This is a genomic window from Gilliamella sp. wkB18 (assembly GCF_001690875.1).
GTDB classification, from domain to species: Bacteria; Pseudomonadota; Gammaproteobacteria; order Enterobacterales; family Orbaceae; genus Gilliamella; species Gilliamella apicola_A.
In genome coordinates this window covers 1-13,806 of the sequence record NZ_LZHM01000016.1, presented here as the reverse complement: position 1 = coordinate 13,806, position 13,806 = coordinate 1, and the positions used below count along the sequence as shown (strand labels likewise).

The 13,806-nt window shown below is 34.4% G+C and carries 13 protein-coding genes; 8 read left to right on the top strand and 5 right to left on the bottom strand.

Annotation, left to right across the window (positions count from 1 at the left end):
- Positions 1-155: 155 nt before the first annotated feature.
- Together priC and yfbV are read right to left on the bottom strand one after the other, a co-directional pair.
- Positions 156-662, bottom strand: a complete 507-nt coding sequence (gene priC / locus A9G48_RS00630) for a primosomal replication protein PriC (RefSeq protein ID WP_034946341.1) — start codon at positions 660-662, stop codon at positions 156-158.
- Positions 663-673: 11 nt separating this feature from the next.
- On the bottom strand, positions 674-1,129 hold the full coding sequence (yfbV, locus tag A9G48_RS00625) for a terminus macrodomain insulation protein YfbV (RefSeq protein WP_065569574.1): 456 nt from the start codon (positions 1,127-1,129) through the stop codon (positions 674-676).
- Between the two features lie 194 nt (positions 1,130-1,323).
- Here yfbV and A9G48_RS00620 point away from each other — a divergent pair, with 194 nt between their 5' ends.
- The 4 genes from A9G48_RS00620 (at position 1,324) to A9G48_RS00605 (ending at position 9,012) form a co-directional block, all read left to right on the top strand.
- Positions 1,324-2,529 (top strand): acetate kinase, encoded by a 1,206-nt coding sequence (locus A9G48_RS00620; protein ID WP_034946338.1) that lies wholly within the window; start codon positions 1,324-1,326, stop codon positions 2,527-2,529.
- 66 nt (positions 2,530-2,595) lie between these two features.
- On the top strand, positions 2,596-4,746 hold the full coding sequence (gene pta / locus A9G48_RS00615; protein WP_065575654.1) for a phosphate acetyltransferase: 2,151 nt from the start codon (positions 2,596-2,598) through the stop codon (positions 4,744-4,746).
- Between the two features lie 402 nt (positions 4,747-5,148).
- Positions 5,149-5,625, top strand: a complete 477-nt coding sequence (locus A9G48_RS00610) for a toxin-activating lysine-acyltransferase (RefSeq protein WP_034946333.1) — start codon at positions 5,149-5,151, stop codon at positions 5,623-5,625.
- 114 nt (positions 5,626-5,739) lie between these two features.
- Positions 5,740-9,012, top strand: coding sequence for an autotransporter outer membrane beta-barrel domain-containing protein (locus tag A9G48_RS00605; protein ID WP_065575653.1), 3,273 nt, complete (start codon positions 5,740-5,742; stop codon positions 9,010-9,012).
- Positions 9,013-9,045: 33 nt separating this feature from the next.
- On the opposite strand, the gene A9G48_RS00600 is transcribed toward A9G48_RS00605, so the two are convergent.
- From A9G48_RS00600 to A9G48_RS11420, 3 genes are all read right to left on the bottom strand, one after another.
- A complete protein-coding gene (locus tag A9G48_RS00600) occupies positions 9,046-9,324 on the bottom strand; it encodes a hypothetical protein (RefSeq protein WP_065575652.1) in 279 nt (92 codons plus the stop codon).
- A gap of 146 nt (positions 9,325-9,470) precedes the next feature.
- Positions 9,471-9,626, bottom strand: coding sequence for a hypothetical protein (locus A9G48_RS11425; protein ID WP_176701019.1), 156 nt, complete (start codon positions 9,624-9,626; stop codon positions 9,471-9,473).
- Positions 9,627-9,671: 45 nt separating this feature from the next.
- Entirely contained in the window at positions 9,672-9,845 is a 174-nt protein-coding gene (locus tag A9G48_RS11420; RefSeq protein WP_176701492.1) for a hypothetical protein, read from the bottom strand.
- Positions 9,846-10,140: 295 nt separating this feature from the next.
- On the opposite strand from A9G48_RS11420, the gene guaA reads away from it, so the two are divergent.
- The 4 genes from guaA to A9G48_RS00580 form a co-directional block, all read left to right on the top strand.
- Entirely contained in the window at positions 10,141-11,724 is a 1,584-nt protein-coding gene (gene guaA / locus A9G48_RS00595) for a glutamine-hydrolyzing GMP synthase (protein ID WP_065575651.1), read from the top strand.
- 454 nt (positions 11,725-12,178) lie between these two features.
- A complete protein-coding gene (locus tag A9G48_RS00590) occupies positions 12,179-12,472 on the top strand; it encodes a hypothetical protein (RefSeq protein WP_065575650.1) in 294 nt (97 codons plus the stop codon).
- Between the two features lie 13 nt (positions 12,473-12,485).
- Entirely contained in the window at positions 12,486-12,935 is a 450-nt protein-coding gene (locus A9G48_RS00585) for a hypothetical protein (RefSeq protein WP_065575649.1), read from the top strand.
- A 29-nt stretch (positions 12,936-12,964) separates the two neighbouring features.
- The coding region (locus A9G48_RS00580; RefSeq protein WP_218057759.1) for a toxin VasX at positions 12,965-13,806 on the top strand (842 nt) is incomplete at its 3' end.

The following is a 13,806-nucleotide window of genomic DNA, read 5'->3' as shown; positions in this document are numbered from 1 at the left end:
TGCTATATTAATTCAAAAACATCATTGCCTTCGATAAACATAAAATATGTTTTAAATATTTAAAAAGGCACCATCAAAAGTGAAAGAACATACAACATTTGCATTTTTGATTAGTCACATTCAAAAATAGATTTAGACCGTAATATTTTAAAAAGCTAAATACTAATATCACTTTCTATTTCTAATTCAATTTTTCTTATTGCTTGCTCACAACGGTAAATTCGGTTATCAAGTGAAGCAATTTTAACAGGATCGATGAATTCAGGAGAAAGTTCCAATTCGAATTTCATTTCTTGTAATCGACGCAAATAATCTAAATGACGTGAATGTTTTTCATAAAGCGTTTCTTCTATAAGGGAATCTTGTTCTTTTTTGCGTAATTGATGAGTTGCTAATTCACGGGTTAAAGCAGTAATTTGATTAACTAATGTTTCGGATAAAAAAGTAATCTGCTCGAATTTTTGTGACATTACATGATGAACTAAAGATAGATAGGTTTGCTTAATTTTTTCAAGATAGAACGCATTATCAGTAACTATTTTACTCGTATGAAATAAATGCTCATCAAAATAATGTTCTTGATATTGCTTTTGTTCTGATAAAGTAATTTGTTGTTCAAGCATATCAATTTGTGTTTTAAGTCGATTTAATAAATTTGGCATTATTTTTAATCTTATGAATTAAGTGATGTATTGTCATCTTCACCAAAATAACTTCCCAAATGAATTTTGGATAGATTAATGAGTTTCATAAATGCTTCAAAAGTTAGTTTATCAGCAGTATTTTTATTCTTAACTAATATCTTTCTTTCAATAAGTTTTAGTTCAATACGATTATAGCAATCGACTAAATTAAGTGGTAAAGGTGAATGTGCACGTTTACCAAGCCAAAAAATACCTTGCAAGGGTAGGCTTATGGAAAATAATATTGTAATTACTGTAACAGCTAATTGTGCAGGTAAATAGTATTGCCATACTAATAAACCAATAATAATAGGTGGTAAATATTTTTTTGCGGTTTTTATGTAGTTAATGATTTTTAATTCCGGAAACGAATAAATGAGCTCTTTATCTTTAGGGCAAAGCTGCATATACCGTTGTCCAAGCTTAAAAGTATTAACTAAATTCATATGTAGGGGATTCCTCGACATTCACTTGTTATTGTCTTAAAATAACGCCATCCAAATTGGAGACTCTTTTTATTTTATCTTAAAATATAAGATATCAGAAGTCACCTTCGTGTAATCACATCGATTTAAATCATGTGTTGAGTTACCAATTTTGATTGGTATATATCTTTTTTATTCAAATTATAGGAATTACTATGTCATCAAGTAATAACGCTCTTGTTCTTAATTGCGGAAGCTCATCATTAAAATTTGCCATTATAAACCCTGAAAACGGTGATGAATTTCTTTCTGGATTAGCCGAATGTTTTAACCTTCCTGATGCACGTATTAAGTGGAAACTTGACGGTGTTAAAGGTGAAGCATCTTTAGGTGCAGGCGCTGCACATAGTGAAGCAATTAAATTTATTGTTGATAGTATCTTCCCACAAAAACCAGAATTATTAGATAGTATTAAGTCTATTGGACACCGAATTGTTCATGGTGGCGAAAAATACACTCAATCAGTTGTAATTGATGATTCAGTATTAAAAGGTATTGAAGATGCAGCAGCATTCGCACCTTTACATAACCCAGCGCATTTAATTGGTATTCGTGAAGCGTTTGCTGCATTTCCACATTTAAAAACTAAAAATGTTGCTGTTTTTGATACTGCATTCCATACAACAATGCCAAAAGAAGCTTATTTATATGCTATTCCAAACGAATTATACACAAAACATGGTATTCGTCGTTATGGTGCACATGGCACTAGCCATTATTACGTTAGCCGTGAAGCTGCAAGATTATTAAATAAACCAGTTGAAGAAACTAATGTTATTACTTGTCATTTAGGTAATGGTGCATCAATTACAGCTGTTAAAAATGGTGAATGTGTTGAAACTTCAATGGGATTAACGCCACTTGAAGGTTTAGTGATGGGAACACGTAGTGGTGATATCGATCCTGCTATTATGTTCTTCTTACATGACAATTTAAAAATGTCTGTTGGTGATATTAATAATCTTTTAAATAAAAAATCGGGTTTATTAGGTTTAACAGGGGTAAGCAGCGATTGCCGTTATGTCACTGATAATTATGAAACAGATGAAAATGCTAAAAATGCGTTAGATGTTTTTGTTCATCGTTTAGTGAAATATATCGGTGGTTATGCAATGTTATTAGATGGACGTTTAGATGCCATTATCTTTACCGGTGGTATTGGTGAAAACTCTGAAGAAGTTCGTCGTATGGCATTACAAAAATTAAGTATTCTTGGTTTTGAACTTGATCAAGAACGTAACCTTGCTGCACGTTTCGGTCAAGGTGGAACAATTACTAAAGATGGCTCAGCAATTGCAATGGTGATTCCTACCAATGAAGAACTCGTTATTGCTCAAGATGCTGCACGCTTAACTGCTTAAAAAACAATTAAAACCGCCGAATGGCGGTTTGTTTTTATTTAATAAAGAATTAAGAGGAAATTAATTATGTCTCGTACAATTATGCTCATTCCAACTGGTACCAATGTGGGGTTAACAGGTGTGAGTCTTGGTGTTATTCGAGCTATGGAGCGTCAAGGTATAAACTTAAATGTATTTAAGCCAGTTGCACAACCAAGAGCCGGAGGGGATGCACCAGACAACACAACAACCTTAGTGAGCAATAACACATCAATTCCAACGCTTAAACCACTAAAAATGAGCCATGTTGAAAACCTATTAGGGCTAAATCAACAAGACGTATTAATGGAAGAAATCGTGGCGCTGTATGCTGAAAACACCAAAGGTGCAGATGTTGTTTTAGTTGAAGGTATTGTGCCAACTTCGGATTACCCTTTTGCAAATGAACTCAATAATAACATTGCTAAAACACTGGGTGCTGAAATTATTTTTGTTGTTAACATGGGGAAAGATACACCAGAACAACTCAAAGATCGTATTGAAATTGCACGTTCTAACTTTGGTGGTATCAAAAATGAAAAAATTGTGGGTATAATTGTAAACAAAGTTAACGCCCCGGTTGAAGAACAAAACCTTGCTCGCCCGGATGTTGCCGAAATTTATCATACCCCTAAATTCGATGATAAAAAAATCACTATCGAGGATTTAAATAAACATAGTCCATTGCCAGTGCTGGGGTGTATTCCTTGGAATATGGATTTAAGTGCTTGCCGTTCTATTGACATTGCAAAACATTTTGGTGAAAAAATTATTAATGAAGGTGACATCAAAAACCGCCGCATCAAACATATATCTTTCTGTTCTCGTAGTGTGCCAAATATCATTAGTCATCTTCAACCAAATGCATTATTAGTGACGTCTGCTGATCGTGCTGATGTATTAGTGACTATCAGTTTAGCAGCCATGAATGGTATGGCAATTGGTGGTGTGCTTTTAACTGGTGGCTATGAAATCGATGAAAAAATCGCAAAATTATGTCAACCAGCTTTTGATACAGGCTTACCGGTATTTACCGTGCAAACAAATACTTTCCAAACTTCTATTAATTTACAGCAATTCAATTTAGAAATTCCTGTTGATGATAAAGAGCGTATGGAAAATACCCAAAATTATGTAGCTGATCATATTGATATTAATTGGGTGAAATCATTAAATGAAGTTGTAGCTTCTGCTCGTCGCTTGTCTCCTCCTGCATTCCGTTATCAATTAACTGAACTTGCACGTAATGCGAAAAAAGTAGTGGTATTACCAGAAGGTGACGAACCAAGAACAGTTAAAGCAGCAGCAATTTGTGCTGAACGTAACATTGCAAAATGTGTACTAATTGGTAATCCTGATGAAGTACGTAAAGTAGCTGCTTCACAAGGTGTAACTTTAGGCTCTGGTGTTGAAATTGTCGATCCTGAAAATATCCGTGAAAAATATGTTCCTCGTCTAGTTGAATTACGTAAAAACAAAGGTATGACCGAAGTGATTGCTCGTGAGCAATTAGCTGATAATGTGGTACTTGGTACAATGATGCTTGAAGCTAATGAAGTTGATGGCTTAGTATCAGGTGCTGTACATACAACTGCTAATACTATACGTCCACCATTGCAACTAATTAAAACTGCGCCGGGTAGCTCACTTGTTTCATCGGTATTTTTTATGTTAATGCCTGATCAAGTTTATATTTATGGTGACTGTGCGATCAACCCAGATCCAACGGCACAAGAACTGGCAGAAATTGCAATTCAATCAGCTGATACCGCCATTGCTTTTGGTATTGAGCCACGTGTTGCTATGATCTCTTATTCAACAGGTAGTTCAGGTCAAGGTGCTGATGTTGAAAAAGTTAAAGAAGCAACTCGTATTGCTCAAGAAAAACGCCCAGATTTAATGATCGATGGTCCATTACAATATGATGCAGCGGTAATGCCTGATGTAGCAAAATCGAAAGCACCAAATTCACAAGTTGCAGGTAAAGCGACTGTATTTATCTTCCCTGATCTTAATACGGGTAATACAACTTATAAAGCAGTACAACGCTCAGCGGATCTTGTTTCAATTGGTCCAATGCTACAAGGTATGCGTAAACCCGTTAATGACTTATCTCGAGGTGCATTAGTTGATGATATTGTCTACACGATTGCTTTAACAGCAATTCAATCTGCACAAGAGCAAAATGCTAATAATTAATTTTGTCTAATATCAATAAGGGGTGAGTAAAATCCCCCTTTTTCAATGTAGAATTACCTAACACATTATTCAAATCCGAAATAGCTAAAAAACTCTCGATTTTAAACTCAATAAATAAGGTAACACATTCTCTTTTCAAATCAATTAGTTAATAAATTAACGCTTCTTTAAATTTAATTATATATTATTCAAATAGTTATATTTAATTTTATTGAGCCTATCAAAAAAGGGCATTTTGAAAATATTCTTTTGAATATTTTATTGGCAATGTACTTTTATACTTCAATAAAATAATCAGCTAATCAAGCAATGTAAAATCTTATTAATAAAAAACATAATTTGATGGAATTTTGTTAATTAAGTAATATAATTGTTAATTATTTTCAATAAAGGTAAAAGTATATGAGCGATTTTAATCAAACTGGTGATAGAATCATTGCACCAAGTATATATCCTGAAACGCTATGGAGTGAAGCTGAGGTATTAGGCGCCATGATTTGGTTATGGAATCAAAATCCAGATTATAAAAAAGCCGCACTTGATTCAGCTCTAGACGTTTTACAACCCATAATTCGCTCTAAAAACTTTGCGTTAATTGTTCATAATAATAAGCCTTTAGGTTACATGAATTGGGCTTATTTTAATCGCCAAGAAGAGCAACAATACCTCAATAAAGAACTGCCTTATACCCAGTTTGTTCATTGCAATCAATTAAATAAATCCAAACGACTATGGATACTCTCCTTTTACTGTCCGTTTGGATTACGTGATGTCTTTTTAACGAAATCAATCTGTAAAAAAGTACTAAAAAATAATCTTTGTTATTTCGGCTATCACAAATCTAAAAATAAGACAGTCATTAAAAAAGTTCAATGTTGAGTTTTCCAAATTAATTATGATTTATAGCTAATTAGTTTTTATGTGATTGTTTTCATTGTTTAAAAATAAATATGTGATATCGCTAAGTTTTATCACTCATTAAAGGTAATAATTATGAATAAAGTCTACCAAACAAAATTTAATATTGTTACTGGTATTACAATAGCATGTTCTGAATTAGTTCGCAGAGCTTGTAAATCAACGACCACATTTACATGCCTCGTTACTTCAGCTTTAATGATTCCAACTTCTGCATTTGCTTTAGATTGTACAGCAAATGCTGATGGTTCATATTTAGTAGGTCAAAACAGTCCTAGCTGTAATAATATTAAAGCCGCTACCGTAACTCAATCTGGTAATGCTAGTTTTTATATCCTAACAAGAAGTAAACTACATGAAAAACTTAATGTCGGGGATACAGTTTTAACTGCAAATGTTAATGGAGATTATACTGGATTAGCGAATCAATATGCTAGCGGTGGTTCTGGAAGTTCAATTAACGCAGGTGACTTAAATTTTACTATTGTAAATAATGGTAACTCTATTGGGCTTGCAACATATCATAATGTTGATATAACGGCCAAAAATGTCGAATTAAATGTAACGAACGATTATACTCGAGGTAGTAATTTAAGTGGTAATATTGCATCTTATAGCCTATTGGCAGGTTCGGCTGTAAATTCCGGAGAAATAAACACTTATAACGGAAAATACAGTACAATTACTGTCGATAAATTAAAAATTAATCAAGCAGTAAAAGGCGGCAAAACCCAACCAATTTTAAATAATGGTATTCGAGCTATTCAAGGTGCTTACGATAACTCAGGTAATGGTTCAGCCGGTCAAGTTATAATCAATGATAATTTAGATATGACATTGACAGGGAATCGTTCTATTGGGATTTACATCTCAGGTAACCCTACTAATCATGATACAGCCGATAAAGTTGGTGCGGATGGTCAATTGACGCCCAAAGTAATATTAAAAGGTGAAAAAAATACAATTACCATAAATAAAAGCAGCGAAAAATCGACATTAAAATGGGATAGCTCTGCAATAAAATTAGGAAAAACGCGTAACACTGGTGAAGGTGCGGGTATTTTAGAGTCGTATGGAGAATTGACGATTGATACAACCAATGCTCTAGAGGGTAGTGGTATCAAAATGGTCCGCAATTCATTGATAAAAGCGGATTATGAAAATAGTTCAACTATTATCAAAACAGGAGGTTATGCACTTGAAATTGGTACACATGACGATGCCACTTTAGGTGGACAGCTTGAACAGGCCGCATCGCATGGTGTGAAAGCTAGTTTTAAAAATGCAATATTCACAACAACTGGTACCAGTGCAGATCCTGTAGTAAATGGTTCTATAGGTCGTAAAGATTTAATATTTGTCGATCAAGGGCAAGTTGACACGGTTTTATCCTTTACTGGTGACAAAACAAATCTTACTGCAAATGATGCAGGCTATATTATTAACGTAAGTGGTAATTACACTGCACCTAATTATCAATTCTTTTCTAACACTTATGATTCTAATGGAGCTGAACTTGGGCACGATGCATATCAAGGATCCTCAGTCACATTTAATGCTTCGGGTAAAGGCAGCATGACTGGATTAGTCTATAAAGGTTTAGTAAAAGTCGAAGAAGGTGAGGTTTTAGATACCAATGTAAATACTGTACTTAATATTAATTTAAATGATAATTTTACGTGGAATTTGAAACCAAATGATACAAACAACATAGCAAAATTTGATAAGGTTGAGCTGAACAATGGCGCAACAATTAATGGTGCTTTTGATGATGCAGGTGGCAATGAATTTATATTACAAGGGGATGTCATAAATAATGGCGGTATTATTAACTTGGATAACCATTCACATGGAAAATATAATGACATTTTAACTATTGATGGTAATTATAGCGCTTCTGGCAATGCAATAATTAAAATAAATACGCTGTGGAATAACCCAAGTGTAATGTATAGCACTAATTCGCAATCAGATATGTTAAAAATTACAGGTACGGCAATTGGAGTAACAAAAGTTATTCCGGTAAATTCGGCTGGAAAAGAAAATATTATTGACGGAAATATTCAGCAAATCACAAGTATCATTAATTCAGTGCCAGTAATTTATGTTGGGGAAAGTAGCAATGAGCAAGCTTTTCAAGGCGTTGCACACACTAGTGGTGCAACTGAGGTACAATTAGCAAAACGTACAACTGCAAATGGAGATGAATATTACTGGACAATGGAATCAGGCAATCCAACACCATTAATCCCTATAATACCACCTGAGCTACCGACATCACCAACATCACCAATATTTCCAATGCCGATAGTGCCATTAACACCACAAATTGATCTGGCTGAGCCTAAACCGATTTTATCAAGTCCAGTTGCTGGTTATGTTGCTATGCCAAGAGTCAATCAAGAACAAGGACTTTTAAGCATTGGAACATTACATGAACGCCGTGGACAAGATATAAAATTTGATTCTGTCAATTATAATAGCAATGAATACGCAGGAGAAACATGGGGAAGAATATTAGGCAAACACCTTAAACAAAATGGGAAAGATCGCTTAAATTATGATACAGATATATATGGAATCCAATTTGGGCATGACTTAATTAACGAAGTTTACGAAAATGGCGGTCATAATCATGTTGGTATGTATTTAGCCTATAGTAAGGCTTATACTGATTTTTCTGACAAATATCGAGCTGAAAACGGAAGACTTTCTCATAATAAACGGACAGGTAAAGGTAAATCAGAGTCAGTAAACTTAGGATTAACCAATACTTATTTTTCTACCGATAACAGCTATCTTGACTTAGTGGGGCAATTTTCCTACTTACGTAACAAATATGAAGCTAGAAATGGGAATAATCCTCATTCCCAAAATGGTTGGGGTATTGCTATCTCTGCCGAAGCAGGGCATGCTTTTACAATAAACCAAACGGATTTAAATCAAAATTATTGGTTAATTGAGCCTCAAGTTCAAATGGTGTATCAATATGTTGACTTAGATAGCTTTAAAGATAAATACAGAAAAGTGGATCAAAATGGTCAAGATCTACTTAGGGGGCGAATAGGGGTTCGGCTCGCTTATAATCAAAGCAAAGATCATCAAACAACAACACTTTATGCTATAGGTAATATTTGGCATGATTTTATCAAACCCAATGAGGCTGATATTGGTCGAGATAGTTTACGTGAAAAATATGCTAACACATGGGGTGAATTAGGGCTTGGAATCAAAGCTCCATTAGGTCAAAATATGTACTTATACGGCGATACTCGCTATGAACACGATTTTGGTAGTGCTAAACGTCAAGGTTATAGAGGAAATCTTGGTATAGAACATAAATGGTAATTCTGAATTAAAAATTTAAATCACGATTTAGTTTCAAATTGTTATCAATATTATACGTACGTAATGGCTTGTTAGGCATTGCGTACGTTTTTTATTCAGCATAGTTTCATTTGCTTTATTCAATTTTTTTGGGGTTAATTGAATGGATTTTGCTCGACTATCTTTAATTGAGCAAGAGCATTTTATATAACTTTTTTCTAAATTCTCTAATATTTGGGAAATTGTCATCACATCGATATTTGTTTTATTTGATACAATAACTTGTGTTATTTCGCCTGATCGCTGTGATAGATAAGCAAGCGTTGCACGCACTATAAATTGCGGATGAGTGATAGACTGTTTTTTTAAGCAATTTTTGATATTCGTATGCCAGAACGAATAGTTTTCATAAAAACAAAACCAATAGATTCAGAATCAGTTTGGAATTGAGTTAAAAACTTATCGTCCTTTGTCATAATTTACCCTTCAACTAAACTATTTAATTTGTAAGCTTTATCAATAATATCATCTGAAATCTGTTTTATAAAATCATAAAATGCTTTCGTATCCATTTTTAGATCTGGTTTTAGAGAAATTTCTAATTTTAATGCATATTGATTATGTGATATTTCCATAATTTAATGTGAGAAAAACAGTAAATCTATTTCAGGCATATCAAATTATTCTGTAAATTCTTGCTTATCAATAATCTTTGATAAAGTCACTTCCATTTCTGGTATATTTTGTAATTTGAAAATACCTTTAGCCCCTGTTTTTAAGTCACCAAATATACGAAAGTCTTCAAGATCAGTTTCCCATAATTTTCTTAAATTAAGATCAGTATAATATTGCAAATTGAATTGGTTTAGCCTTTGTTGGTAATATGAAACAAATTGAAATGGTATTCATAGGTCTCCTTTTAATAAGTTTACTTATTAATTAAGTAAAGAGAATTCAATTCTTTGATTTATTGACTTATTACAAGGTTAATTTGATGACCATGATATTGAATTTTGTAATAAGATGATTTCAAAATTATTAATAATATAAATATTTATCACTGTTTTTAATTAATGATCTCAATTTAATCGGTAAATGATACAATAGCATCCCAATTTTGTAATAGTTCATAGTTTAGGAATAAAATTGATGAAAAAAGACATCCACCAGCAACGTATTTTAATTCTTGATTTTGGTTCACAAGTTACTCAATTAATTGCTCGTAGAATTCGCGAAATCGGCGTGTATTGTGAACTTTGGCCGTGGGATGTATCAGAAGAAAAAATCAAACAATTTAATCCTAAAGGTATCATTTTATCAGGTAGTCCTGAAAGCACGACTGAACTAAGCAGCCCACGAGCACCCGAATATGTCTTCAACGCAGGTGTGCCTGTATTAGGGATCTGTTATGGCATGCAAACTATGGCAATTCAAGTTGGTAAGGGCGGTCAAGTGACTGGATCTAACCAACGTGAATTTGGTTATGCTAAAGTGGATCTTGTTGGATCGTCAAAATTAACTGATGGTATTTTTGATAGCGCAAGTGAACAAGGCATTAATCAACTTGATGTTTGGATGAGCCACGGTGATAAAGTAACAGCATTGCCTGATAGTTTCACACTGATTGGGCGTACTGAAACTTGCCCATTTGCTATTATGGCTAATGACGAAAAACAATTTTATGGCGTTCAATTTCATCCAGAAGTAACTCATACTGTAAAAGGTTTCGAGTTATTGCAACGTTTTGTGATTGATATTTGTCACTGTGAAAAGCTCTGGACACCATCTTCAATTATTACCGATGCTATTGCTCGAATTAAAGAACAGGTTGGCAATGACAAAGTATTACTTGGCTTATCAGGAGGGGTTGATTCTTCTGTTACAGCATTGTTATTACACCAAGCTATCGGAGATCAATTAACTTGTGTATTTGTTGATCATGGTTTGTTACGCTTGAACGAAGCTCAACAAGTTATGGATATGTTTGGTAATAAATTTGGCTTAAATATCATAGCTGTAAATGCTGAAGAGCGCTTTTTAGCTGCACTAAAAGGTGAAGCAGATCCTGAAGCAAAACGTAAAATTATTGGGCGTGAATTTGTTGCTGTATTTGATGAAGAGGCGGCAAAATTAAAAGATGTAAAATGGTTAGCTCAAGGTACTATCTATCCTGATGTCATTGAATCGGCAGCAGCTGACACAGGTAAGGCACATGTGATTAAATCACACCATAATGTAGGCGGATTACCCGAAAATATGAAAATGGGCTTGGTTGAGCCACTGCGTGAACTGTTTAAAGACGAAGTACGCAAAGTCGGTTTAGAACTTGGCTTACCTTACGACATGCTTTATCGCCATCCATTCCCTGGTCCCGGCTTAGGTGTTCGAATACTTGGTGAAGTAAAAAAAGAGTATTGCGACTTACTACGTAGAGCCGATGCTATCTTCATTGAAGAGCTTTACAAAGCCGAGCTATATCACAAAGTCAGCCAAGCCTTTACCGTATTCTTGCCTGTACGCTCAGTTGGTGTCATGGGGGATGGTCGAAAATATGATTGGGTTGTTTCACTGCGAGCTGTTGAAACGGTTGACTTTATGACTGCTCATTGGGCTCACTTACCATATGAATTTCTTGGTCGAGTTTCTAATCGCATTATTAATGAAGTTAACGGCATATCCCGTGTTGTGTATGATATAAGCGGAAAACCGCCAGCAACCATTGAGTGGGAATAAAAACACTAACAACGAAATAAATTATTAACATTTATTAAAGCCGGTGGTATCACAGTATCGCTGGTTTTAGATCTTCCTGCAATGATTAACGTTATAACTCCTTTAACAAATGATAATTTTATTGTTGTTTGTGTATCAAATAAATTTGCTTGATTATTAATTCCGTTGAAAATCATTCAATATTTGATTTTCTTTTCATAGTGATAAAAACAGAACTTGGCAAAACGCACCAAAAAGTCAATTAATTTACGATTACGAAATCCATCATACCCAATAATAATAAAGTCGAATTTCTACAACAAAATGGTTGATTAATTACTCAAAAAAAGTTATTTTAACGACTTTTTAAACATTAACTGTTAATGGATTTACATTCACTAACATTGATTGATTGTTTACGCATCAAAAATAAATAATATTTAGAATTTGGATATTGCATTAGTAAGGAATATAAATGTCTTTTTCGGGTTTAATTTCAACTGGGTTAGATGCTCTTTCTTCAGCAGTACCTCATAATCGTTACTCCCTTAAATTGAATGAACTGAATATAACCGAATCAATTTCAGTTGATGCTGTTGCCATTGATGAACAGTTAAACCAACCTTGGCGTTATATTATCACCTTTACCAGTTGCAACCCTAACCGTGAGTTAATCACACAATGGCAAGAAAGTGATTTAGTCTTTATTCAACGACTATTGGCTGATGTTGGCATCAGCCTAGCGATCTGGATGTTCATGGTTGTGTAGAAAAGGGTAAATAATGATTTTTGAATTAAATAATACCAACAAATTATCTAAATATCGTTACTTATTGGTTGATAACATCGTCGCCCTTAACCCAGTTGAACCATTATCAAAAGAAGGGTTAATAGACCTATTTGGTGAAGGCAACCCATTTAGCGAAAAAAAACTCACGCAAGTTTTACGTTCGGATTTAGATTATACAGAACAAAAACGGCTCCCCCTTGATAACAAGGTGATTATGCAAGCAACACAACTGGTTGAACAAGCTTATCAATTAGGCTTAACTGACGCTAACGATATTCAATTTTGGGGATTAAATGGCTTAAGGTACCAAACTGCTTTTACTCAGCATCCTAACGTGCTTGAACAAATAGCCAAAGCGCAAAAAGAGCCGAGCACATTCTCAAAACACGTTATTAACGCCCAGATTCACCTTGAAATCTCATCACTTTCGATTAACGAATAACAAATAAGACAAGCAATAAAGGATGTAAGATGAAGAAAGCAGCAAACCTTGCGTTAGAAAATGTAATCCAAGCATCGGGCGCTTGCCCTGTCTGTGAACGAACTGGGCTACCGGTTTTTTTACTGCGTCAGGCTGTGATAAAAACAACGTCGAGTTTAACAAAAAAAGTCAACGCCACTTATCAAGAGTTAGCCGATTACGCTAAAAATTTAGATTTTAAAAACCGCATGCCAGAAGAGGCATTAGAATATTATAGCTATGTACTGCGTATTTTGCGTAAAGGTTATGTGTATGTGATGCAACAAAAAGGCGACGACATCCATAGCCGAATACTCCATGCGTATGAATGCATTGATGGGGCACTACGTTTAAGAAACTACCATGACCTGCCCAATACCGAGCCAAGACCTTTATCAAAAGCGTGTAACAAAGCTTGCCATTCTATTCCGGCATCGTTCATCAATCTTGATGATAAAAACTTTACGCAAGCTTGGGTGGCTTATTGTTCACGACCTTGGTCGAAAACAACCATTGATGATTACCTACAAGAACAAGATAGCCAAGCGCTATCCCGTTTTACCCAAATTGATATACAAAAACTCAAAGACTCACCGTCTGAGGCAACTGGCAACCGAGCCGTACCGTTTAAAGATATTTTTGGTAGTAGTTATCAAACTTACCAAGCAGAAAACAGCAAAGTACTGGAATTTCGTTTTGATGAGCATCTTGATAATTTTGAATCGGTACATGGGTTTACCCGTTTAAAAGACCAAAAATTAAAATATGTGCTACATACCAATCAATTATACCAAGGGGATAAACCGATATCCTGCGGCGTCGTGCTGGAAGACACTTTAGGCATCGCCGAAGA

Bases quoted from the DNA above. Each gene is read 5' to 3' on its own strand.
- priC (WP_034946341.1), bottom strand. From the start codon at position 662: ATGCCAAATTTATTAAATCGACTTAAAACACAAATTGATATGCTTGAA.
- A9G48_RS00620 (WP_034946338.1), top strand. From the start codon at position 1,324: ATGTCATCAAGTAATAACGCTCTTGTTCTTAATTGCGGAAGCTCATCA.
- yfbV (WP_065569574.1), bottom strand. From the start codon at position 1,129: ATGAATTTAGTTAATACTTTTAAGCTTGGACAACGGTATATGCAGCTT.
- A9G48_RS00590 (WP_065575650.1), top strand. From the start codon at position 12,179: ATGTCTTTTTCGGGTTTAATTTCAACTGGGTTAGATGCTCTTTCTTCA.
- guaA (WP_065575651.1), top strand. From the start codon at position 10,141: ATGAAAAAAGACATCCACCAGCAACGTATTTTAATTCTTGATTTTGGT.
- pta (WP_065575654.1), top strand. From the start codon at position 2,596: ATGTCTCGTACAATTATGCTCATTCCAACTGGTACCAATGTGGGGTTA.
- A9G48_RS00605 (WP_065575653.1), top strand. From the start codon at position 5,740: ATGAATAAAGTCTACCAAACAAAATTTAATATTGTTACTGGTATTACA.
- A9G48_RS00585 (WP_065575649.1), top strand. From the start codon at position 12,486: ATGATTTTTGAATTAAATAATACCAACAAATTATCTAAATATCGTTAC.
- A9G48_RS00610 (WP_034946333.1), top strand. From the start codon at position 5,149: ATGAGCGATTTTAATCAAACTGGTGATAGAATCATTGCACCAAGTATA.
- A9G48_RS11425 (WP_176701019.1), bottom strand. From the start codon at position 9,626: ATGGAAATATCACATAATCAATATGCATTAAAATTAGAAATTTCTCTA.